Origin of the sequence: Streptomyces sp. NRRL S-455 (assembly GCF_000717875.1) — a bacterium.
In the GTDB taxonomy this organism is placed as follows: Bacteria; Actinomycetota; Actinomycetes; order Streptomycetales; family Streptomycetaceae; genus Streptomyces.
The window spans coordinates 231481-253212 of sequence record NZ_JOCT01000003.1 but is presented as its reverse complement, the minus strand read 5'-3'; the positions used below and the strand labels follow the sequence as shown (position 1 = coordinate 253212).

Below are 21732 nucleotides of genomic sequence, written 5' to 3'. Positions count from 1 at the left end.
AGACCGAACCACCGCTCAGTAAGGAGTTACGGAAACCATGGACGCTGTGACCCAGGTCCCCACCCCCGTCAACGAGCCGGTGCACGGCTACGCCCCCGGCTCGCCCGAGCGTGCCCGGCTGGAGGCCAGGCTGAAGGAGCTGGCCGACAACCCCGTCGACCTGCCCTGCACCATCGGCGGTGAGAAGCGGATGGGCGGCGGTGAGGCCTTCCAGGTCGTGCAGCCGCACAACCACCAGGCCGTGCTGGGCACGTACCGCAACGCCACGCAGCAGGACGCCCAGGACGCCATCGACGCGGCCCTGGCCGCCGCGCCCGCCTGGCGCGCCCTGTCCTTCGACGACCGCGCCGCGATCATCCTGCGCGCCGCCGAGCTGCTGTCCGGGCCGTGGCGCGAGACGCTCGCCGCCTCCACCATGCTCGGCCAGTCCAAGACCGCCCAGCAGGCCGAGATCGACACGCCCTGCGAGCTGATCGACTTCTGGCGCTTCAACGTCTCCTACGCCCGCAAGCTCCTCGCCGAGCAGCCCCCGGCCAACTCCCCGGGCGTCTGGAACCGTCTGGACCACCGCCCGCTGGAGGGCTTCGTCTACGCGATCACGCCCTTCAACTTCACCGCCATCGCGGGCAACCTGCCGACGGCCCCGGCCCTGATGGGCAACGTCGTGGTGTGGAAGCCGTCCCCGACGCAGACCCACGCCGCCGTGCTGCTGATGCAGCTGCTGGAGGAGGCCGGTCTGCCCAAGGGCGTCATCAACCTCGTCACCGGCGACGGCATCGAGGTCTCCAAGGTCGCCCTGGAGCACCGCGACCTCGCCGGCATCCACTTCACCGGCTCGACCAAGACCTTCCAGTACCTGTGGAAGACGGTCGGCAACAACATCGAGAAGTACCGCACCTACCCGCGTCTGGTCGGCGAGACCGGCGGCAAGGACTTCCTCGTCGCCCACCCGTCCGCCGACCCGGCGATCCTGAAGACGGCGCTCACCCGGGGTGCCTTCGAGTACCAGGGCCAGAAGTGCAGCGCCACGTCCCGGGCGTACATCCCCGCCTCCCTCTGGAACTCCGGCTTCAAGGAGGAATTCGCCGCGGAGGTCGACGGCATCAAGATGGGTGACGTCACCGACCTGTCGAACTTCATCGGCGCCGTCATCGACGAGCGTGCCTTCGCCAAGAACAAGGCCGCCATCGACCGCGCCAAGGAGGACGCCACCTGCACGATCGTCGCGGGCGGCACCTACGACGACTCCGAGGGCTACTTCGTCCGCCCCACGGTCATCGAGTGCAACGACCCGGAGAACGAGGTCTTCCGCACCGAGTACTTCGGCCCGATCATCGCCGTGCACGTCTACGAGGACGACAAGTACGACGAGATGCTCACGCAGATGGAGTCCGTCTCCGACTACGCCCTCACCGGCTCGGTCATCGCGAACGACCGCGCGGCGGCGGCCTACACGGCGGACAAGCTCCGCTACGCGGCCGGCAACTTCTACATCAACGACAAGTCGACCGGTGCCGTCGTCGGCCAGCAGCCCTTCGGCGGCGGCCGCGCCTCCGGCACCAACGACAAGGCCGGTGCCCCGCAGAAGGGTCGTACGACCCGGCCCGCCGGCGTGTCACCGGACCGTGCGGGCAGCGTCGAACCGGTCGAGAGCCACCCGGCCCGTTCGCATACTGGGCCGATGACCACCCGAGCGCACTCCGCCCACACCGCCGACCTCACCCCCGCCGACCTCCGCGCCGTGCGGGACCTCCTGGACGCCGCTTTCGACGGCGACTTCAGCGACGAGGACTGGGACCACGGCCTCGGAGGCATGCACACCCTCGTGTACGACGCCTCGGGGCTGGCCGCGCACGGGGCGGTCGTGATGCGCCGGGTGCGGCACCGCGGCCGGTGGCTGCGGACCGGGTACGTCGAGAACGTCGCGGTACGCGCCGACGCCCGCGGCACCGGCCTCGGCGGTCAGGTCATGGCGGAACTGGAACGCGTCGTCGACCGCGCCTACGATCTCGGCGCCCTCTCCGCCAGCGACGCCGGCGCCCGGCTCTACACCTCCCGCGGCTGGCGGCTGTGGCGCGGGGAGGTGCACGCCCTCAGCCCCCGGGACGGCATCGTCCGCCTGCCGGAGGAAGAGGACAGCACGTACGTCCGGACCGGCCTCGCAGGTCCGCTCGACCCCGCTCAGGAACTCGTCTTCGACTGGCGCGACGGTGATGTGCTCTAGGAATCGCCGCAGGTCAGCACGGTGTGACCCAGTCCACCGTCTCAGATAGTAGGAAGTCCGAGTAATTGTGCAGACAGACGCTCCGGCCTCCCTTACTTTTGTAGAAGCCGAACGTCTCGCTCGACCAAGCGAATGGCGGTCGTGAGCCGGGCCCCGTGCAGGCAACCCCTGCGGCACCGCTCCCCGCCCCCTCCGGCGTCTCGTATCTCTCTCCGCGCTCCACGCTGTCGAAGGAGTCGATTTCCCATGGCCGAGACGACCGTCCGCCGCCGAGTCCGCCACGTCTCCCGTACGAGCGAGTCCGACCGCAAGAACGCCGCCGCCGCACTCCAGCGTGCCCTCGACCGCAGGGACAACGGCGGATCCACCGGCCACTGAGCCGCACCGCCCCTGATCCGGGAGCCGCACCCGACGAGGCGCGGTGCGGGGTCTCAGGCCCCGCGCCGCACCTCGAAATGGTCGATCCGCTCACCGCTCGAGGCCAGCGCCGACACCTTCAGCCTCGGCGCGGCGCCGCTCACGGCCTCCACCGAGAGGAACGAGAACCCCCGGTAGCGCACCCGCGACCACTCCACCGACTCCGCCCTGGTGTCCCGGGACTTGGTCCACCGGAACGTGTCGACCGACTCGCGGTCGGCGGGGCTCCCCTCGTAGCTCTCCTTCACGCCGTCCGGGAAGCCGTACAGGTCTTTGCCGCCACCGCCCGCCGTGACGTACACGATCCCGTCCCGCTTCGGATCTGTCGTCCCGCCGACCGGCACCGGCCTGCCCACCTCGCCGTTCCTGATCGCGTCGGTCCGCTCGTACACGTGGTTGTGCCCGTTCACCACCAGGTCCACCTGGTGCTGGGCGAACAGCGGCAGCCACTCGGCGCGCACTCCGCCGTCGGAGGCGTGCGTGGACGTCGAGTAGGCGCAGTGGTGGAAGAAGACGACGATGAAGTCGACGTCGTCGGCGGCCCGTAGTTCACGGAGCTTCCGGTCCAGCCACTTCGTCTGCCGCCCCTCCGTGTAACCGTGGTTGGCGGGTATCTCGTACGACACGTCGTTCGCGTCCAGCGCGACCACGCCGACGTTGCCGTAGGTGAAGGCGTACACGCCCGGGGCCGTGCGGGCGTCGAAGCCGCTGTCCGGCAGGGAGAAGCGGGCGAGTTGACCGCCGTAGCCGTCCGGTGAGTACCAGGCCTCCATGTCGTGGTTTCCCGTCGTCACCATCCAGGGCACCGACCTGGCCACCGGCTCGGTCTGCTTGAGGAACCGGTCCCACTGCCGGGCGTCGAAGACGTCCGTCTCCTTGCCCTTGCCGGTCGGGTCGGCGTAGCAGATGTCGCCGGCGTGGAGGTGGAAGGCAGGGTTCTGGCGCAGCAGCAGACGGTCGTTGAGGGCCGCCTCCTCGCCGACGCCCTGGTCGCCGAAGGCGGTGAACACGAACCGCCCGGGCGGGCTCGCCGGTGCCGTGCGGAAGGACGTGATGGTCGAACGGTGCCGCGGGGACGCCGGGTCGAAGCCCTCGTGGCCGACGCCGTAGTAGTAGGTCGTGTCCGGCCGCAGACCGTCCAGCGCGGCGTGCGAGTAGTACTGCTCGACCGCCGCCCGTACGCCCTTCAGCTCCGGGGTACGCAGATCGCGCAGCTCGGCCTCGATCCTGCGGCCGAGGTCGTCGGGGCGCAGGCCGATGCGGACGTACGGCTTCCTCACCGCGAACGGCACCTGCCAGGAGATCCGCATCTGCGTCTTCGGGTCGGCGCCGAAGGCGAGATGGCGGCCGAAGGGGGCGATGAAGGGGCCCGGAACCTTCGACGTGCTCGGCGACGGACTCCCGGTCGGCGTGGAGCCGCCCGGTCCCGAGCCGGAACAGCCGGTCAGCAGGCCACCCGCCACCGCGCCCGCCGTCACCAGCGTGCGGCGCCGGGACAGTCGCGTCCGCAGGTACTCGTGCTGTTCGGCCATGCTCATCCGGCGGGCGAGCTCGGGCGGGATGCCGAAGTGAGGGATCTCCATGTCGAGTGAACTTCCCAGCGGAGCCCAACGGCCGCAACACGTACGGGTGAACGGAAACCGTCGGCCGCGTGCGGTCCGCCGAGCGGGTGCCCGCTTCCTGTCCGCATCACGGACAGCCTGTGTCATCCCATGGGACGAGGAGTAGGGTGCCCGCATGTCTCGCAGCATCAATCTCGCAGTGATCCCCGGTGACGGCATCGGCCAGGAGGTCGTGGCCGAAGGCCTGAAGGTCCTCTCCGCCGTCCTTCCGCAGGATGTGAAGCTGGAGACCAAGGAGTACGACTTCGGCGCCCGGCGCTACCACGCCACCGGTGAGACCCTCACCGACGCCGACCTCGACGCCCTGAAGCGGCACGACGCCATCCTGCTCGGCGCGATCGGCGACCCGAGCGTGCCGTCCGGCGTCCTGGAGCGCGGCTTCCTGCTCAAGCTCCGCTTCGCCTTCGACCACCACGTCAACCTGCGCCCCTCTAAGCTGCTGCCGGGTGTCGCCACCCCGCTGGCCGGCGAGCCGCAGATCGACTTCGTCGTGGTCCGCGAGGGCACCGAGGGCCCGTACACCGGCAACGGCGGCACGATCCGCAAGGGAACCGAGCACGAGGTCGCCACCGAGGTGTCCGTGAACACGGCCTACGGTGTCGAGCGCGTGGTCCGTGACGCCTTCGCGCGTGCCCAGGCCCGCCCGCGCAAGAAGCTGGCGCTGATCCACAAGAACAACGTGCTGACCTTCGCGGGTCATCTGTGGACGAACGTCTTCAACAGGGTGGCCGAGGAGTTCCCCGAGGTCACCACCGAGTACATGCACGTCGACGCGGCCACCATCTATCTGGTCACCCAGCCCGAGCGCTTCGACGTCATCGTCACCGACAACCTCTTCGGCGACATCATCACCGACCTCGCCGCGGCCGTCTCCGGCGGCATCGGCGTGGCCGCCTCCGGCAACATCAACCCGTCCGGAGAGTTCCCGTCCATGTTCGAGCCCGTGCACGGCTCGGCCCCGGACATCGCCGGCCAGGGCAAGGCCGACCCGACCGCCACCGTGCTGTCCGTCGCCCTGCTCCTGCGCCACCTCGGCTACGAGGCCGAGGCCGCCCGCATCGACGAGGCGGTCTCCGCCGACCTGTCGGAGCGCACCGGCAAGCCCGCCCGCTCCACCTCGGAGACCGGCGACGCCCTCGCCGTACGAGTAGCCGGCTGACCCGCCGCTGCTTTTTCGTAAGCCGCCGGGTCGCATCCGCACCCGGCGGCTTCCGCATGTTCCCGCCGGGTGCCACCATCGACCACCGGGCCGCTTTTCACCCCGTTCCTTCCGCCGCCGCCTCCGGGCGATAATCGAACGCGAGGCTGCGGAAAGAGGGAATGCTCGGAAGTCCTAGCACTGGTCACCATCAGAGCAGTACCGAGCGCGGCCCGTCACTACAACCGGTGAAGGACATCAACCCATGACGACGCCCACGATCGAGCTCAAGCCCTCCGCCAGCCCGCTCTCCGCGAGCGAGCGCGAGGCGATCCTGGCCAACCCCGGATTCGGCCGCCACTTCACCGACCACATGGTGACGATCAAGTGGACGGAAGGCCGCGGCTGGCACGACGGGCAGCTCGTGCCGTACGCGCCGATCTCCCTCGACCCCGCCACCACGGTCCTGCACTACGCGCAGGAGATCTTCGAGGGCCTGAAGGCCTACCGCCGCCCCGACGGCTCGGTCGCCACGTTCCGCCCCGAGAAGAACGCCGAGCGTTTCCAGCGGTCCGCGCGGCGGCTGGCGATGCCGGAGCTGCCGGTCGAGACGTTCATCGAGGCGTGCGACGCGCTGGTGAAGCAGGACAAGGCGTGGGTCCCGGCGCACGGCGGTGAGGAATCCCTGTACCTGCGCCCGTTCATGATCGCCACCGAGGTCGGGCTCGGTGTGAAGCCGGCCAACGAGTACCTGTTCCTGGTGATCGCCTCGCCTGCCGGTGCGTACTTCCCCGGTGGTGTGAAGCCGGTGTCCATCTGGGTCTCCGAGGACCGCGTGCGTGCCGTCCCCGGCGGCATGGGCGACGCGAAGACGGGCGGCAACTACGCGGCGTCCCTGCTCGCCCAGGCCGAGGCCGCCGCCAAGGGCTGTGACCAGGTCTGCTACCTCGACGCCGTGGAGCACCGGTGGGTCGAGGAGCTCGGCGGGATGAACCTGTACTTCGTGTACGGCGACAAGATCGTCACACCCTCGCTGACGGGCTCCATCCTGGAAGGCGTCACGCGTGACTCCTTGCTGGCCGTGGCCCGCGACCTGGGCTACGAGGCCGAGGAGGGGCGGGTGTCGGTCGAGCAGTGGCAGCGGGACTCGGAGAACGGGTCGCTGACCGAGGTGTTCGCCTGCGGTACGGCCGCGGTGATCACGCCGGTCGGCACGGTGAAGCGGGCCGGGGCGGAATGGAAGCAGAGCGGTGGGGAGCCGGGCGAGGTCACACTGCGGCTTCGGCAGGCGCTGCTCGACATCCAGCGGGGTACGGCCGAGGACACGCACGGCTGGATGCACCAGCTGGGCTGAGTGCCCCTGCGTGACCGACCGCATACTGAGACAGCCGTGAGCGAGGCGCGGGGGTTGTGCCAGACTGCCCCCGTGCTCTCGTTCGCCATGATTATTGGCAGCAGGCGCGCCGGTCCGCAGTGACCGCCACGTACGACCAGGTACGGGCGGACACCGTCGTCCTCGACCCGCGCGCAGACCTCTCGCACCCGCGAGAGGTTTTTCGCATTTCTGGCCCACCCGCAGCCGGAGGCGAGAGCGCGAGGGAGTATGTGAGGGCGGTGGAGCCGGTCATTCCGGTACGACCGAGATCCCATCCTCAGGAGCCTTGAGACCATGACCGCAAGCAGCGAGCTCGACGATTCCTTCCACGTCTTCGACACCACCCTGCGCGACGGCGCCCAGCGGGAGGGCATCAACCTCACCGTCGCCGACAAGCTCGCCATCGCTCGCCACCTGGACGACTTCGGTGTGGGCTTCATCGAGGGCGGCTGGCCCGGCGCGAACCCCCGCGACACCGAGTTCTTCGCCCGCGCCCAGGAGGAGATCGACTTCCGGCACGCGCAGCTGGTCGCCTTCGGCTCCACCCGACGGGCCGGCACCACCGCCGCGGAGGACCCGCAGGTCAAAGCGCTGCTGGAGTCCGGCGCCCCGGTGATCACTCTGGTCGCCAAGTCGCACGACCGCCATGTCGAACTCGCCCTGCGCACCACCCTGGACGAGAACCTGGCGATGGTCCGCGACACGGTGTCGTTCCTGACGGAGCAGGGCCGCCGGGTGTTCGTCGACTGCGAGCACTTCTTCGACGGCTACCGGGCGAACCCCGAGTACGCGAAGTCCGTGGTCCGGACGGCGTCCCAGGCCGGCGCGGACGTGGTGATCCTCTGCGACACCAACGGCGGCATGCTCCCGGCGCAGATCCAGGCGGTCGTCTCCACGGTTCTGGCCGACACCGGCGCGCGGCTCGGCATCCACGCCCAGGACGACACGGGGTGCGCGGTCGCCAACACCCTGGCCGCCGTCGACGCGGGCGCGACGCACGTGCAGTGCACGGCCAACGGTTACGGGGAGCGCGTCGGCAACGCGAACCTCTTCCCGGTCGTGGCGGCGCTGGAGCTGAAGTACGGCAAGAAGGTCCTGCCCGAGGGGCACCTGCGCGAGATGACGCGCATCTCGCACGCCATCGCCGAGGTGGTCAACCTGACCCCCTCCACCCACCAGCCCTACGTCGGCCTCTCCGCCTTCGCCCACAAGGCCGGCCTGCACGCCTCGGCGATCAAGGTCGACCCGGACCTGTACCAGCACATCGACCCCGAGCTGGTCGGCAACACCATGCGGATGCTGGTCTCCGACATGGCGGGGCGGGCGTCCATCGAGCTCAAGGGCAAGGAACTCGGTATCGACCTCGGCGGCGACCGGGAGCTGGTCGGCCGGGTGGTCGAGCGGGTGAAGGAGCGCGAGCTCAGGGGCTACACGTACGAGGCGGCGGACGCGAGCTTCGAACTGCTCCTGCGGACCGAGGTCCAGGGCGAGCCGCTGCGCTACTTCGAGGTGGAGTCCTGGCGCGCCATCGTCGAGGACCGGCCGGACGGGTCCCACGCCAACGAGGCCACGGTGAAGCTGTGGGCGAAGGGCGAGCGCATCGTCGCCACGGCCGAGGGCAACGGGCCGGTCAACGCGCTGGACCGCGCGCTGCGCGTCGGCCTGGAGAAGATCTATCCCCAGCTCGCCAAGCTGGAGCTGGTGGACTACAAGGTCCGCATCCTGGAGGGCAGGCACGGCACCAACTCGACGACCCGCGTACTGATCTCCACGTCGGACGGCTCCGGCGAATGGTCGACGTCCTCGGAACGGCGCGATGGGGTCGGAGATCAATTGACTGTCCGTTGACGCGCCAACCAGCTGCGGGCGGACACCCCCCGACACGTCCCCTTCCGTGCATGCGCGGGTGCGGGCTGTCCCAGCTGCGGGCAGTCGTGCCGCTGGGGGCGGCACGGGTGGGCGCAGCGGCACCCCGCACCGCCGGGCTGCGCAACGCCCCGGCGTCAGCACCAACGCCGAGCACCTGGAAACGCCGAGCTGCCGAGTCTCACATCGCCGTGTCGCGAGACCTCGGCACGGGGGCGTCACCACCCCGCTCCCGCCCCGGCACCCGGTCGAGCCGAAACAGCCCCGCTCCGCCCGGACGCTGCCCGGAGGCGTGGGACGTGGAGCGGGTCAGTTCCTCCACCCCGTCGGCCAGGTAGCCGACCCATGCCGAGCCCTCGTCCTCGATGATCCGCTGGGCGTCCGTGCGCAACCGCTCGATGACCCCGAGCAGCGCGGCCTGCTCCTTGTCGCTGGGGGAGTCGGTGGTTCGCAGAAACGTCTGCGACCACTCGGACTGCGCCCGCTTCAGGATCTGCTGCAGGGCCAGTTCCGTGCGGATGTACCGCGTCCAGGACGCCGAGAAGCCGAAGATCCGGTCGAACAGAACGCAGCCCGCCCCGCCGGCCAGAAAGACGAAACCCCACTCGGGCTGCACGGTCGTAGGGGCAGCCGCGTGCACCAGTGGCGTGATCGAGCCGACTATGACCAGCAACGCGGCCAGCGCCCGCAACGAACGCGACCACAGCGATGGCCCCCGGCGCCGCGCCAGGTACCAGCCGATCGCCCCCGTCACCTCCGCCTCGGCATGCCGGAACAGCTCCCACAGCAGGTCGGCCCGCGTACGCGACCGGTCCAGCTCGGCGAGTGCGGACACCGTGATGTCCGCGGCCCTGCGTCTTCCGAACATGCCCCTGTACCCGCCCCTTCTGCTGAACCGGTGGGCCGGAGAGGCCCCACCGCGGTGACAAGGCATCGTAGGCGCAGCTCCCCCCGGAATTCTTGACCCTGACGGATGTCCCTTTCTGTCCCGATTCGGGTAGCTTCGAAGATATGAAGGCCGCGCTGGTACGCACCGTCGTACGTCTGCTGATCGTGCCGGTCGCCGCCGTACTGGCGGTGCTGATGGTCGGTGCGCCCGGGGCGCACGCGGCCACCGATCTGTCGAAGGTCGCCAACGAGCTCCGTGAGAGTCCCGTCTACGTCGATCCCGCCGCCTCCGACCAGCTCGCCGCATCGGACGCCGAGGCGCTCGCCGACAAGATCAAGGACGCGGACAAGCCCGTCTTCGTGGCGGTCCTTCCGGCCGACTACCCCACGCAGGACCTCTTCAAGAACCTCCGTACCGAGACCGGCGTCACCGGCCTGTACGGCATCCGCCTCGGCGAGAAGTTCGACGCCAGGGCGGACAGCGCGGTGATGAGCGCTCAGTCGGTGTCCAACCTGGTCACAGCCGTCCAGGGCGCGGGCGACGCCAAGGCCCAGCTGAACGACTTCGTCGACGGCGCCCTGCGCAACGTGGGCGGTTCGGCGCCGAGCAGCTGGAGCGACGGCTCGGGCAGCGATGTACCGGTCGGCGGTCTGATCACGGTCGGCGCCCTGGTCGCGGCCGGCGGCGCGGGTGCCTACGCGCTGGCACGGCGCAACCGCCGCCGCCACGAGGAGGAGCAGCGGGCCGCGCTGGAGAAGCTGCGCGTGGTGGTCGACGAGGACATCACGGCCTTCGGTGAGGAGCTGGACCGGCTCGACTTCCATCCCGGGGAGCCGGGCGCCGACGACGCGATGCGTACCGACTACGAACGCGCCCTGGACGCCTACGAGCGGTCGAAGTCCCTGATGGCGGCCGCGACGAGGCCGGAGGACGTCAAGGCCGTCACCGAGGCCGTGGAGGACGGCCGGTTCTCCCTGGCACGCCTCGCGGCCCGCCGCACGGGGGCCCCGCTGCCGGAGCGCCGCCCGCCGTGCTTCTTCGACCCGCGCCACGGCCCCTCGGTCGCCGACGCCCGCTGGACGCCCCAGGGCGGCACCGAACGCGAGGTCCCGGTCTGCGCGGCCGACCGGACCCGTCTCGCCGAGGGCCGCGACCCGTTGATCCGAGAGGTCGACACCGACTACGGCCGCCGCCCGTACTGGGAGGCCGGCCCGGCGTACGGCCCGTGGGCCGGCGGCTACTTCGGCGGCGGCCTCCTGCCCGGCCTCCTCGTCGGCACCATGCTCGGCAGCATGATGGCCGGCCCCGCCTACGCGGCCGACTACGGCTCCGGTTACGGCGACTTCGGCGGCTACGAGGGCGGCGACGTCTCCGGCGCGGACTACGACACCGGAGACTTCGGCGGCGGCTTCGGCGGCGGGGACTTCGGTGGTGGGGGAGACTTCGGCGGCGGCTTCTGACGAGCCCCTGCGGCACGGCGCGCGTTCGGTTCGGGAAACGCCTCGGTCTGCGAGGCCTGCCCGGTGCGGTTCACGCGACCCGCTGCCGCACCTCGTCGCTCCCGCCCCTGAGTCCCCGGGCGGGCGGCGGGGAGCACCCCGCGACCCGTACCGTCCCACCGGCTGGACTCAGCGCCGCGACACCCCTGTGTCCCGCTCCACCTGGTGCCGTCGCTGTCGCCGCACCACCCCCGCCACGCCCCACGCCAGCACGACCAGCCCCGCGCTGACCCACACCGGCGACCGGTAGCCGAACCCGGCGCCGATCGCCGCGCCGCCCGCCCAGGGGCCCAGCGCGGCGCCCACGTTGAGCGCCGCCGTGGCGAGACCGCCGGCCAGCGTTGGTGCCCCCGGGGCCGCGTAGAGGGCCTGGGAGATCAGTGTCGCTCCGACGCCGAAGGACAGCGCCCCCTGGACGAAGACGAGCGTGAGCGCCAGGGCGGGGTGCCCGGCCCCGAGCGCGAGGAGGCACCAGCCCACGCACACCGCGAAGCCCCCGCCCACCAGCACCGGCACGGGACGCCGGTCGGCGAACCGGCCCGCGACGGTCACCCCCGCGAACGACCCTGCCCCGAAGAGCGCGAGCACCCCGGGAATCCAGCCGCCGCCCAGGCCCGTCACCTCGGTGACCAGCGGCGCGAGATAGGTGAAGGTGCAGAACGTCGCGCCGTTGACCAGGGCTCCCAGCAGCAGCGTGACCACGAGCCGGGGACTGCGCAGCGACCGCAGCTCACCCCGCAGCGCGGGCGGCGCACCCCCGGCGGCGCCGCCCGGCACGGACCGCGCCACCGCCACCAGCGCCGGCACCGACACCAGCGCGACGGCCCAGAACGCCGCTCGCCATCCCCACAGTTCGCCCAGCACGGCCCCGGCGGGGACCCCGGCCACGCAGGCCAGTGTCACCCCGCCCAGCAGCACGGACGTCGCCCGCCCTTTGGCGTCCGGCGGGACCATGCCCACGGCGGCCACGAGAGCGACGGCGAGGAACCCGGCGTTGGCGACGGCGCCCACGACCCGGGTGACGAGCAGGACCTCGAAACTGCTGGTGAGCGCACCGGTGACGTGGACGGCGAGGAAGACGACGAGGAACGACAGCAGCGCACCCCGGCGCGGCCAGCGCCGCGCGAGCCCCGCCACCAGCGGCGCCCCGACGACCATCCCCGCGGCGAACGCCGAGGTCAGCGCCCCGGCCGCGGGAACGGACACCCCCAGATCCCGCGCTATGTCCGGCACCAGCCCGGACAGCATGAACTCGGACGTGCCTTGCGCGAACACGGCAAGGCCCAGCAGAAGAAGAGCGAACGGCATGAGGAAACTCCGCACCCGGAAGTCGAACGACGGACACGACACGTCGGACGGCACACCGGCAGCGGAGCGAGCGGGCAGCCTCAGCGGCCCGGCATCGGCGTCACGAGCAGCCACCGGAGTGCCGGTGGCCGCAGTCTGGACGCCTCGGGGCTGGACATGCCCCGCAGACTAGGTTCGCCCTGGGGACCGGGTCCACCGGTTTTCCGCACGCCTCCCGCGCCTGGGCGGAGGAGCGCGGTCCAAGCGGGGCGGCCTGGGCATCTCCCCGGATGCCATCGCCCATGTTCGCGAACAGACGCGCGGAGTTGCTGGTGCAGCGGGCGCAAGCCGAGGGCGTGCGGGCCCGGCGCTCGACGGCACCGGGCCCGCACGGGGGAACGAAGGGGTAGTCAGAGGGTTGACGCCGCCGAGGCGATGGCGGAGGCGAACGTCGAGACCTCCGTGTAGACGCCGGGAGCCTCGGGCCGGGCGCAGCCCTCGCCCCAGCTCACTATGCCGACCTGGATGAAGTTGCCGGCGTTGTCCTTGCGGAACATCGGTCCGCCGGAGTCGCCCTGGCAGGTGTCCACGCCGCCCGCGTCGAAGCCGGCGCAGATCTCCTCGTTCGCGACGAGGCCGCTGTACAGACCGCCGTAGGCCTTGCACGCGGCGTCGCTGACGAACGGCACGGTGGCCTTCAGCAGGTAGCGCTGCTGGGAGCCGCCCTCGCGGTTGGCGCCCCAGCCGGCGACGGTGAAGTCACCGGTGTTGTACTGCGCAGTGGTGGCGATCTTCAGGGTCGGCAGGTTGATGGGCTGGGCGAGCTTGATGAGCGCCCAGTCCTTGCCGGTGCCGTTGTAGCCGGGGGCGCGGAGCACCTTGGTGGAGCGGACCTGGACCCGGCCGCTGGTGGACTGGAGGTCGACGACCCCCGCGGTGGCGGTGATGCCGGTGTTGTTGCCGGAGCTGCCCACGCAGTGCGCGGCCGTGAGCACGATCTGCTGGGTGTAGAGCGCGCCGCCGCAGCCCATGGAGAGCCGGACCATGAACGGGAACTCGCCCTGGGCGGCACGGGTTCCGCCCACGACGGGCGACGGGGCGGCCTGCGCGGCGGAGACGGGCTGCAGGCTGGCGACGGCGAGGGCGGCGGCGCCGAGGACCGCGCATCTCTTGAGGGCCGTGAGGAGTCTCTTCAACGTGATGCCTTCCGTGGGGGGTTGACTCGGGGAGATGTGCAACCGAAGCATCAGTTTGACGAGCGCATGACAGTAGCAGGGACAAAAAGAACGTCCATGTGCTGGCATGGACCGGTCAAAATTGTGCTGCTGGATTATGGGAACGTCCCGAGACTTCACACAAGGGGCCCGATTCGGCCACGCCGCACGGGGCCCACCCGTACGGCGTGGCCGCCGGCTCAGGCGTTCCTGATCGCCGAGATGTCGAAGTTGAGCTTGATCTTGTCGGAGACCAGGACGCCGCCGGTCTCCAGTGCGGCGTTCCAGGTGAGTCCCCACTCGGAGCGCAGGATCTCCGCCTTGCCCTCGAAGCCGACGCGCTCGTTGCCGAAGGGGTCCTTCGCGGCGCCGTTGAACTCGAGGTCGATGGAGAGGGGGCGGGTCGTGCCGAGGATCGTCAGATCGCCGGTGATGCGGTAGTCGCCGCCGCCCAGGTCCTCCGCCGCGGTGGAACGGAAGGTCATGGTGGGGAACTCGTCGGTCCTGAAGAAGTCCGCGCTCTTCAGGTGGCCGTCGCGGTCGGCGTTGCCCGTGCTGATGCTGTTCATCACGACGTCGATGGAGGCCGTGGACCGCGACGGGTCGGTGCCGTCGAGGTGCAGCGTGCCCGTGAAGTCCTGGAAGCCGCCCTTGACGTTGGTGACCATGGCGTGCCGGGCGACGAATCCGATCGTCGAGTGCGCGGGGTCGATCGTGTAGTCGCCGGTCAGGGCGGCCAGGTCGGTGGCGGGGGCGGTCTCGGTGTCGTTGCGGCTGAAGATGCTCATGGGGGTACGCCTCCTGCGATCATGTTGAGCATTGAACTACCTCGGCACGGTCCACCGTAGACCCATTCTGTTCAATGTTCAACATCTTTGGATGGGGCCGGCTGGCCCTTGTGTACGCGGACGCCCTCGGAAAGCTCCTCGACCGGCCGCACCTGCTGGCGGCGCTGACCCACGCGGCGCTGGCCCCCACAAGCGGCTGCGCCGGATGCGGCTGGGGCGGCGCGCGCAGCTAGTCGGTCGTCCGGCGGGAGGGCGCGCCCTGCGTCGCGCCCCGGTCGTGCACGTACAGCCGGCGCCGGTCGCCGACGTCGAGGTGCTGCGGCAGGGGCAGTTCGTAGCGCACGGGCCGGCTGTGGTCGGCGAGCTGCCGGCGCGGGTTGTACACCTGGTTGAACTTCCACAGCATGCGGGCGAAGTTCGTCTGACCGTGCAGCAGGTTGCGGGTCAGGACCCGGGCCGCGCCGACGGCGGTGCGCAGGCCCAGGTGCTTGCGGTTGATGACGGCCTGGGTGCGCACCAGTTCCTCATAGAAGCGTTCCAGGGGAAGTGTGGTGGGCACGACCGCGTGCTGGATGTCGAAGAGCCGGTAGTCGCGGGTCGTCAGGCGCCGCGACTCGGTGTGCCAGATCTCCGTACCGGGGTACGGCGTCATCACCGTGAAGTGCACGATCTCCGGCACGGCCAGCGCGAACTCCCTCACCACCCGGAAGCGTTCCTCGTCCCAGGCCGGGTCCACGATCAGGTTGATGGCGACCTGGATGCCGAGACGGCGGGCCGTCTCGAGGGCGCGGAAGTTCTCATCGGGGCTGACCCGCTTGCGGTACAGCTCCAGGCCCTCCGCGTCGATGGCCTCCATCCCCAGGAACATGTACTGCAGCCCCAGCCGGGCCCAGCGTGCGAAGACCTCGGGGTGACGCAGCAGGACGTCGCTGCGGGTCTCCAGGTAGTAGCGCTTGCGGATGCGGCGCCGCTCCACCTCGGCGGCGATGGCGTCCCCGTGCTCGGGCCGGATGAAGGCCACGTCGTCGACGATGAAGACGTTCGGCTCACGGATGTTCGCCAGGTCCTCGGCCGCCGCCTCGGGTGACGCCTTGCGGTAGCTGCGGCCGTAGAACGTCCACGCCGAGCAGAACGAGCAGTCCCACGGGCAGCCGCGCGTGAACTCGATGGAGGCGCACGGGTCCAGCTCTCCGATGAAGTAGCGCCTGCGGTGGCGCATGAGGTCCCGTGCGGGCAGCGGCGTGTCGATGCCGTGCAGCATCAGCGGCGCGGGTCCCCGCCCGGCGGCCGTGACGATGCCCGGCACGCCCTCCACACCCCCCTCGCACACGGCCTCCAACAAGGGTGCGATCGCCGGTTCGCCCTCCCCGCGCACCACGGCGTCCACCGCCCCCTCGGCCTGCTCCAGCACCTCCTCGGCGACGAACGAGACGCTGTGTCCGCCGAGGAACACGAAGCAGCCCGGCACGACCCGCTTCACCTCGGCGGCCAGCTCGATCGCCTCCGGGATGTTCGCCAGGTAGTTCAGCGAGATGCCGAGGGCCTCCGGCCGGAAGGACCGCACCTCGTCGCGCAGTGACCGGTGCCCCGTCACCTGGAGGTCGACGACCCGCACCTCGTGGCCGGCTTCGCGGGCGGCGCCGGCCACCCGTTCCAGCCCCAGCGGCTCCAGCCGCAAGAAGAGTTCGGAGTACATCAGGGCACTGGGGTGGACGAGCAGCACGCGCATGGTCACCTCGCCACGGGAGCCGTACGGGACACGGAGGGCTGCGTCCTTCGTATCCCGGCTGGGCGGTGTCCCGTACTGCCCATACCGCCGCCTGGCGGCATCGCACGGCACGCAGGGGTGGTCCTGCCCGATCCGGTACGGAAGGCGTGGTCCGCCACCCACCTGCCGGACACGGCACGCCGGAACGGGTGAGGCCGTCCAGGATCCGGGTCCCCGAACTGGCGCGGGGCACCGCGATGGCGGTGTCCTGGAAGACGAGGTTCCGTTGCAAGGACCGCAGGGAGACAGACGAGACCACGGCGGATGAACAGCGCAGGGGAGAGCGACTCGTGACACTCACCGGCTCCGGCTCGGCCCACGACCCACCGGCGGGCGCCGCCCCACGCCGCCCGGCGGCCCCCGCCCCCGCACGCGTGCGCGTGTACGGGCCGCCACCACGTCTGGACCGGCGCGTGGCCCTGATCACCGGGGCCTCCTCCGGCATCGGGGCCGCCACGGCACGGCGCTTCGCCCTGGACGGCTGGCAACTCCTCCTCAGCGGCCGCGACCGGCACCGACTGGAGCGGACGGCGTCCGGCACACCTGCCGTCGTGCTGCCCGCCGACCTCGCCGCCCCGGACGGTCCGCGCCTGCTGGCCCAGTCCGCGCTGCGCACGACCGGCCGGATCGACGTCCTGATCGCCGGGGCGGGCATCGGCTGGGTGGGCCCCTTCGCCGCCATGCCGCACACCGACATCGACCGGGTGCTGGCCCTGGACCTCAACGCCACGCTCCACCTCGTGCGCGAGGTCCTGCCTTCGATGATCGCGGCCCGGCGGGGCCGCGTGGTGCTGATCGGCTCGATCTCGGGTTGTGTGGGCGTGCGGGAGGAGGCGGTGTACTCCGCCGCCAAGGCCGGGCTGGCCGCCTTCGCCGCGGCACTGCGCCAGGAGCTGCGCGGCACGGGCGTGGGCGCGACTTTCATCATGCCCGGACCGGTCGACACGGCCTTCTTCGCCCGCCGCGGCAGGCCCCACGGTCGCGCCCGCCCCCGGCTCGTCCCGCCCGGCTGCGTCGCCGACGCGATCTGGGAGGCCGTACGCCGGGATCACGACGAGGCTTTCATCCCCGCCTGGCTGCGCCTCCCCGTCCGCGTCCGCGGCCTCGCGCCCGGCCTCCACCGCCGCCTGCTGCACCGTTTCGGCTGACGACGCGCTGACGCACGCGCCGCTGCTCCCGTCCCGGTCACTTGGCTGGATCTCCCGTTCAGGGGCACTCTCTCGGTGGTAGGGCATGGGCATGTTTCCCCGCCGTCGCGCCTTCTCCCGTCTCACGGCCCGCTCCGCCGCCCTGCCCGGCCACAGCCGCCGTGCCCTGCTGCTGACGGCCATGGCCCTGGCGGCGACCGGCGGTGCGACGCCCCGGCCCGGTGTCCCGGACGCTCCTGGCGCGGACCCTTACGAAACCCTCCGGCGGCGGTGGCTCGGCATCGCCCTCGGCACCGGCTACGACGCGACGGCACAGCCGTACGCCTCCCGCCTCGCCGAGACCGGCCGGCTCGCCCGCGACCTGTGGGCCGGGATGGCACCGACGGCGAACTCCCTCTGGCCCGGCCACCCCTTCGACCCGCCGTCCGGCATCACCCGCAGCTACAGCCGTCTGTGGACCATGACCCAGGCCTACCTCCAGCAGGGCACCGGCTCGACCGCCGACCCCGGCCTGCTCGCAGGCATCCTGCGCGGTCTCGACCACCTCTCGGCCACCGTCTACAACCCCACCACCACCCGCTACGGCAACTGGTGGGAATGGCAGATCGGCAGCCCACGGCTGCTCATGGACATCACGGCCGCCCTGTACGACCAGCTGGACGGCGCCCGCGTCGCCGCCGCCTGCGCCGCCGTCGACCACTTCGTCCCCGACTCGGCCCTCGGCGACTACTCCGGCACCTCCACCGGCGCCAACCGCGTCGACCTGTGCCGCTCCGTCGCCCTGCGCGGCATCCTGGGCCCTGCCCCGGCCAAGATCGCCCTCGCCCGTGACGCGCTCTCCCCGGTCTTCCCGTACGTCACCCGCGGCGACGGCCTCCACGCCGACGGCTCCTTCGTGCAGCACACCTGGGTCGCCTACTCCGGCACCTACGGGCAGGTCCTGCTCGACGGCCTCGGCAGACTCTTCGCCCTGCTCGCCGGGACCGACTGGGAGGTCACCGACCCGAACCGGCAGATCATCCTGGACAGCGTCGAGCACGCCTACGCGCCGCTCATCCACGACGGACTGGTCATGGACAGCGTCAACGGCCGGGCCATCAGCCGCGGTCTCCTCAGCAACGACGACCGTGCGGTCATGCGAGGCGACCACTTCCACGGCCATCAGCTCATCGCGGCCATCGCCCTCCTCGCGACCGGCGCGAGCCCGGCGGAACGCGACCGCTGGCACGCCCGGATCAAGGGCTGGATCGAACGCGACACGGTCACCCCGGTCCTCTCGGCACGCCAGTTCGGCGTGGCCGACCTGGCCCGGCTGCACGCGGTCGCCGCCTCGCCCGTCCCGGCCGCGCCCGAACCCGTCGGACACCGCCTCTTCGCCGCCATGGACCGTGCGGTCCACCGACGCCCCGGCTTCACCGTGAACATCGCCATGGCCAGCGACCGCATCGCCCACTACGAGTGCGGCAACGGCGAGAACCCACGCGGCTGGCACACCGGTGCCGGCATGGTCAGCTGGTGGGCCGGGACCGGCGACCAGTACACGGACTGGTTCTGGCCGACCGTCGACTGGTACCGCCTGCCCGGCGTCACGGTCTCCACCAAGCGCCTCGCCGACCGGGAAGGCGGCGAGTGGGGCGCGGCCCGCCCGGACGTGCGCTGGGTCGGCGGCACCACCGACGGCGAGTACGCGGCCCTCGGCCAGCACCTCAAGGGCCTCGGCTCCACCCTCCAGGCCCGCAAGTCCTGGTTCTGCCTCGCTGACGCGGTGATCTGCCTGGGCGCCGGGATCAGCTGCGCCGACGGCGTCCCGGTCGAGACGGTCGTCGACAACCGCAACCTCGGCGAGTCGGGCACCCAGCGCTTCGTCCGGGGCCCGGACTGGGCCCACCTTGAGGGCCACGGCGGCTGGGTGTTCCTCGACGGCGAGCCGCGGGCACTGCGCGAGGACCGCACCGGCGCCTGGTCCGACATCAACACCGGCGGCGCACCGGAGCGCCGCACCCGCCGCTGGCAGACCCTCTGGCTCGACCACGGGACCGACCCCGAGGACGCCGGCTACGCCTACGTCCTGATGCCCGGGGCGTCCCGCCGCGCGGTCGCGCGCCGCGCCGCCGACCGCGGCTGGCTGTCGGTCCTCGCCAACGACGCCGGCCGCCAGGCGGTCACCGTGCCCTCGCTCGGCTGCACGGCCGCGAACTTCTGGCAGGCCGGCACGGCGGGCCCGCTCACCGCCTCCGCCGGCGCGAGCGTGCTGGCCGTCCGCCGGGGCCGGACCGCTACCCTCTGCGTGAGCGAACCGCCCCGTACGGGTGAGCCGCTGGAGATCACCTGGAACCGCCCGGTCCGCCGGGTCGTCCGCGCGGACGAGTCGGTCGACGTACTCTCCACGGGCCGCCGGCTGCGCCTGCGCGTCACCCCGGGGGAGGCATGCGCCCCACACATGTGTGAGGTGACTCTCGGCTGACGGCTTTGTGCGACCCCTACAAGCAACACGCCCTCTGAGCAGTCGGAAAGGCTGCACCAGGCCCCGGTTCTGTTCAGGGGTACCAGGAAAACAGGCCGGAGACTGTGAGGAGTCGACGGCCCGCAATCCTCGGTCGGCTTCGTAAGGTCGCTACATGACCGTTTTGGATGAGGCGCCGGGTGAGCCGACCGACGCGCGCGGACGCGTGGCCGAACTGCACGAGATCCGTGCGCAGGCGGTGGCCGGACCGAGTGAGAAGGCGACCAAGGCGCAGCACGCCAAGGGCAAGCTGACCGCACGGGAACGCATCGAGCTCCTCCTCGACCCGGACTCCTTCCGGGAGGTCGAGCAGCTGCGCCGGCACCGGGCGACAGGCTTCGGCCTGGAGACCAAGAAGCCGTACACCGACGGTGTGATCACCGGCTGGGGCACGGTGGAGGGCCGCACGGTCTTCGTCTACGCCCATGACTTCCGCGTCTTCGGCGGCGCCCTGGGCGAGGCCCACGCCACGAAGATCCACAAGATCATGGACATGGCCATCGCGGCCGGTGCGCCCCTGGTCTCGCTGAACGACGGCGCGGGCGCCCGCATCCAGGAGGGCGTCTCGGCCCTCGCCGGTTACGGCGGCATCTTCCAGCGCAACACCAAGGCCTCGGGCGTGATCCCGCAGATCAGCGTCATGCTGGGCCCGTGCGCGGGCGGCGCGGCCTACAGCCCCGCCCTCACCGACTTCGTCTTCATGGTCCGTGAGACCTCGCAGATGTTCATCACCGGCCCGGACGTCGTCAAGGCGGTCACCGGCGAGGAGATCACCCAGAACGGCCTGGGCGGCGCGGACGTCCACGCCGAGACCAGCGGCGTCTGCCACTTCGCCTACGACGACGAAGAGACCTGCATCGCCGAGGTCCGCTACCTCCTCTCGCTGCTCCCGCAGAACAACCGCGAGAACCCGCCCCGCACGGAGTCCACGGACGCGGTGGACCGCCGCTCGGACGTCCTCCTCGACCTGGTCCCGGCCGACGGCAACCGGCCGTACGACATGGCCAAGGTCATCGAGGAGATCGTCGACGACGGCGAGTACCTGGAGGTCCACGAGCGCTGGGCCCGCAACATCATCTGCGCGCTGGGCCGGATGGACGGCCAGGTCGTCGGCATCATCGCCAACCAGCCGCAGGTCCTGGCCGGTGTCCTGGACATCGAGGCGTCCGAGAAGGCGGCTCGCTTCGTCCAGATGTGCGACGCCTTCAACATCCCGATCATCACCCTTCTGGACGTCCCCGGCTTCCTCCCGGGCGTCGACCAGGAGCACGGTGGGATCATCCGCCACGGCGCGAAGCTCCTCTACGCCTACTGCAACGCGACCGTGCCGAGGATCTCGCTGATCCTGCGCAAGGCCTACGGAGGTGCGTACATCGTCATGGACAGCCAGTCCATCGGTGCGGACCTCACCTACGCCTGGCCGACCAACGAGATCGCCGTCATGGGCGCGGAGGGTGCCGCCAACGTCATCTTCCGCCGCCAGATCGCCGAGGCCGAGGACCCCGAGGCCATGCGCACACGCATGGTCAAGGAGTACAAGTCCGAGCTGATGCACCCCTACTACGCGGCGGAGCGCGGACTGGTCGACGACGTGATCGACCCCTCGGAAACCCGCGAGGTCCTGATCAAGTCGCTCGCGATGCTCCAGACCAAGCACGCCGACCTGCCCTCCCGCAAGCACGGCAACCCGCCCCAGTAACCCGGCGGACCCGCCGCGGCAACCCCGCGGACCTCTCTCTCACGGAGACTGACACCCATGGACCTGCCTGACATCCGCGTCGAGAAGGGCCACGCCGAGCCTGAGGAAGTCGCCGCCATCACGGCGATCCTCCTGGCCCGCGCCGCCGCCCGCCCCACCGACTCGACCCCGACCCACCGAGGCCGCGCCAAGGCCGGCTGGCGCCGCCTGGAACGCGAGCCGGGCTTCCGCGCCCCGCACAGCTGGCGCTGAGTCCCAGAACCCAAAAGAAGGCCCCTCCTGGAGGGGCCTTCTT

At 71.1% G+C, this 21732-nt stretch carries 17 protein-coding genes and 1 pseudogene; 12 read left to right on the top strand and 6 right to left on the bottom strand.

The annotated features are described in order from the left end of the window. Nucleotides 1-37: 37 nt before the first annotated feature. From pruA to IE97_RS43415, 3 genes and pseudogenes are all read left to right on the top strand, one after another. Nucleotides 38-1585 (top strand): annotated as a pseudogene (pruA, locus tag IE97_RS0105250) (L-glutamate gamma-semialdehyde dehydrogenase); the annotation flags it as partial. A 96-nt stretch (nt 1586-1681) separates the two neighbouring features. Further along, nucleotides 1682-2224 carry a GNAT family N-acetyltransferase gene (locus IE97_RS42400; RefSeq protein WP_030900850.1) on the top strand — a complete coding sequence of 181 codons (543 nt, stop codon included), beginning with the start codon at nt 1682-1684 and terminating at the stop codon, nt 2222-2224. A 246-nt stretch (nt 2225-2470) separates the two neighbouring features. After that, on the top strand, nt 2471-2602 hold the full coding sequence (locus IE97_RS43415; RefSeq protein ID WP_010048656.1) for a hypothetical protein: 132 nt from the start codon (nt 2471-2473) through the stop codon (nt 2600-2602). Nucleotides 2603-2655: 53 nt separating this feature from the next. Here IE97_RS43415 and IE97_RS0105240 read toward each other — a convergent pair whose 3' ends face one another. Beyond that, nucleotides 2656-4224 carry a purple acid phosphatase family protein gene (locus IE97_RS0105240; protein WP_030231852.1) on the bottom strand — a complete coding sequence of 523 codons (1569 nt, stop codon included), beginning with the start codon at nt 4222-4224 and terminating at the stop codon, nt 2656-2658. Between the two features lie 154 nt (nt 4225-4378). Here IE97_RS0105240 and IE97_RS0105235 point away from each other — a divergent pair, with 154 nt between their 5' ends. The 3 genes from IE97_RS0105235 to cimA all read left to right on the top strand — a co-directional run bounded on the left by IE97_RS0105235 (nt 4379) and on the right by cimA (nt 8624). Beyond that, a complete protein-coding gene (locus IE97_RS0105235; RefSeq protein ID WP_030231850.1) occupies nt 4379-5422 on the top strand; it encodes a 3-isopropylmalate dehydrogenase in 1044 nt (347 codons plus the stop codon). A gap of 244 nt (nt 5423-5666) precedes the next feature. Continuing rightward, complete coding sequence (locus IE97_RS0105230; RefSeq protein WP_030231847.1) at nt 5667-6755, top strand: branched-chain amino acid aminotransferase; 1089 nt, start codon at nt 5667-5669, stop codon at nt 6753-6755. Between the two features lie 315 nt (nt 6756-7070). After that, nucleotides 7071-8624 carry a citramalate synthase gene (gene cimA, locus IE97_RS0105225; RefSeq protein WP_051704852.1) on the top strand — a complete coding sequence of 518 codons (1554 nt, stop codon included), beginning with the start codon at nt 7071-7073 and terminating at the stop codon, nt 8622-8624. Between the two features lie 199 nt (nt 8625-8823). On the opposite strand, the gene IE97_RS39195 is transcribed toward cimA, so the two are convergent. Next, the gene (locus IE97_RS39195) at nt 8824-9510 is read right to left on the bottom strand and encodes an SLATT domain-containing protein (protein WP_051704851.1); all 687 of its coding nucleotides are present in this window, start codon (nt 9508-9510) and stop codon (nt 8824-8826) included. 143 nt (nt 9511-9653) lie between these two features. On the opposite strand from IE97_RS39195, the gene IE97_RS0105215 reads away from it, so the two are divergent. Continuing rightward, a complete protein-coding gene (locus IE97_RS0105215; RefSeq protein ID WP_030231837.1) occupies nt 9654-10991 on the top strand; it encodes a hypothetical protein in 1338 nt (445 codons plus the stop codon). Nucleotides 10992-11159: 168 nt separating this feature from the next. Here IE97_RS0105215 and IE97_RS0105210 read toward each other — a convergent pair whose 3' ends face one another. From IE97_RS0105210 to IE97_RS0105200, 3 genes are all read right to left on the bottom strand, one after another. Next, nucleotides 11160-12338, bottom strand: coding sequence for a Cmx/CmrA family chloramphenicol efflux MFS transporter (locus IE97_RS0105210; RefSeq protein WP_037837455.1), 1179 nt, complete (start codon nt 12336-12338; stop codon nt 11160-11162). Between the two features lie 389 nt (nt 12339-12727). Further along, complete coding sequence (locus IE97_RS0105205; protein ID WP_030231829.1) at nt 12728-13513, bottom strand: S1 family peptidase; 786 nt, start codon at nt 13511-13513, stop codon at nt 12728-12730. A 218-nt stretch (nt 13514-13731) separates the two neighbouring features. Next, nucleotides 13732-14319, bottom strand: a complete 588-nt coding sequence (locus IE97_RS0105200; protein WP_030231826.1) for a YceI family protein — start codon at nt 14317-14319, stop codon at nt 13732-13734. Nucleotides 14320-14393: 74 nt separating this feature from the next. On the opposite strand from IE97_RS0105200, the gene IE97_RS41940 reads away from it, so the two are divergent. Then, nucleotides 14394-14552 carry a hypothetical protein gene (locus IE97_RS41940; RefSeq protein WP_158708242.1) on the top strand — a complete coding sequence of 53 codons (159 nt, stop codon included), beginning with the start codon at nt 14394-14396 and terminating at the stop codon, nt 14550-14552. Here IE97_RS41940 and hpnR read toward each other — a convergent pair. After that, nucleotides 14549-16048: a hopanoid C-3 methylase HpnR gene (gene hpnR / locus IE97_RS0105190; RefSeq protein ID WP_030231823.1), complete on the bottom strand. Its 1500-nt coding sequence runs from the start codon at nt 16046-16048 to the stop codon at nt 14549-14551. The genes IE97_RS41940 and hpnR overlap by 4 nt on opposite strands. Nucleotides 16049-16377: 329 nt before the next feature. Here hpnR and IE97_RS0105185 point away from each other — a divergent pair, with 329 nt between their 5' ends. The 4 genes from IE97_RS0105185 (at nt 16378) to IE97_RS0105170 (ending at nt 21689) form a co-directional block, all read left to right on the top strand. Then, on the top strand, nt 16378-17235 hold the full coding sequence (locus tag IE97_RS0105185) for an SDR family NAD(P)-dependent oxidoreductase (RefSeq protein WP_030231819.1): 858 nt from the start codon (nt 16378-16380) through the stop codon (nt 17233-17235). A gap of 181 nt (nt 17236-17416) precedes the next feature. Next, complete coding sequence (locus IE97_RS0105180; RefSeq protein ID WP_051704859.1) at nt 17417-19699, top strand: polysaccharide lyase 8 family protein; 2283 nt, start codon at nt 17417-17419, stop codon at nt 19697-19699. A gap of 154 nt (nt 19700-19853) precedes the next feature. Next, a complete protein-coding gene (locus IE97_RS0105175; protein WP_037837452.1) occupies nt 19854-21437 on the top strand; it encodes an acyl-CoA carboxylase subunit beta in 1584 nt (527 codons plus the stop codon). Between the two features lie 57 nt (nt 21438-21494). After that, the gene (locus IE97_RS0105170; RefSeq protein ID WP_030231806.1) at nt 21495-21689 is read left to right on the top strand and encodes an acyl-CoA carboxylase subunit epsilon; all 195 of its coding nucleotides are present in this window, start codon (nt 21495-21497) and stop codon (nt 21687-21689) included. Nucleotides 21690-21732 lie beyond the last annotated feature (43 nt).

Coding starts and splice junctions, on each gene's coding strand:
- hpnR (WP_030231823.1), bottom strand. CDS start 16,048: ATGCGCGTGCTGCTCGTCCACCCCAGTGCCCTGATGTACTCCGAACTC.
- IE97_RS43415 (WP_010048656.1), top strand. CDS start 2,471: ATGGCCGAGACGACCGTCCGCCGCCGAGTCCGCCACGTCTCCCGTACG.
- IE97_RS0105200 (WP_030231826.1), bottom strand. CDS start 14,319: ATGAGCATCTTCAGCCGCAACGACACCGAGACCGCCCCCGCCACCGAC.
- cimA (WP_051704852.1), top strand. CDS start 7,071: ATGACCGCAAGCAGCGAGCTCGACGATTCCTTCCACGTCTTCGACACC.
- IE97_RS0105215 (WP_030231837.1), top strand. CDS start 9,654: ATGAAGGCCGCGCTGGTACGCACCGTCGTACGTCTGCTGATCGTGCCG.
- IE97_RS0105230 (WP_030231847.1), top strand. CDS start 5,667: ATGACGACGCCCACGATCGAGCTCAAGCCCTCCGCCAGCCCGCTCTCC.
- IE97_RS0105170 (WP_030231806.1), top strand. CDS start 21,495: ATGGACCTGCCTGACATCCGCGTCGAGAAGGGCCACGCCGAGCCTGAG.
- IE97_RS41940 (WP_158708242.1), top strand. CDS start 14,394: ATGTTCAACATCTTTGGATGGGGCCGGCTGGCCCTTGTGTACGCGGAC.
- IE97_RS0105210 (WP_037837455.1), bottom strand. CDS start 12,338: ATGCCGTTCGCTCTTCTTCTGCTGGGCCTTGCCGTGTTCGCGCAAGGC.
- IE97_RS0105175 (WP_037837452.1), top strand. CDS start 19,854: ATGACCGTTTTGGATGAGGCGCCGGGTGAGCCGACCGACGCGCGCGGA.
- IE97_RS39195 (WP_051704851.1), bottom strand. CDS start 9,510: ATGTTCGGAAGACGCAGGGCCGCGGACATCACGGTGTCCGCACTCGCC.
- IE97_RS0105180 (WP_051704859.1), top strand. CDS start 17,417: ATGGCCCTGGCGGCGACCGGCGGTGCGACGCCCCGGCCCGGTGTCCCG.
- IE97_RS42400 (WP_030900850.1), top strand. CDS start 1,682: ATGACCACCCGAGCGCACTCCGCCCACACCGCCGACCTCACCCCCGCC.
- IE97_RS0105240 (WP_030231852.1), bottom strand. CDS start 4,224: ATGGAGATCCCTCACTTCGGCATCCCGCCCGAGCTCGCCCGCCGGATG.
- IE97_RS0105235 (WP_030231850.1), top strand. CDS start 4,379: ATGTCTCGCAGCATCAATCTCGCAGTGATCCCCGGTGACGGCATCGGC.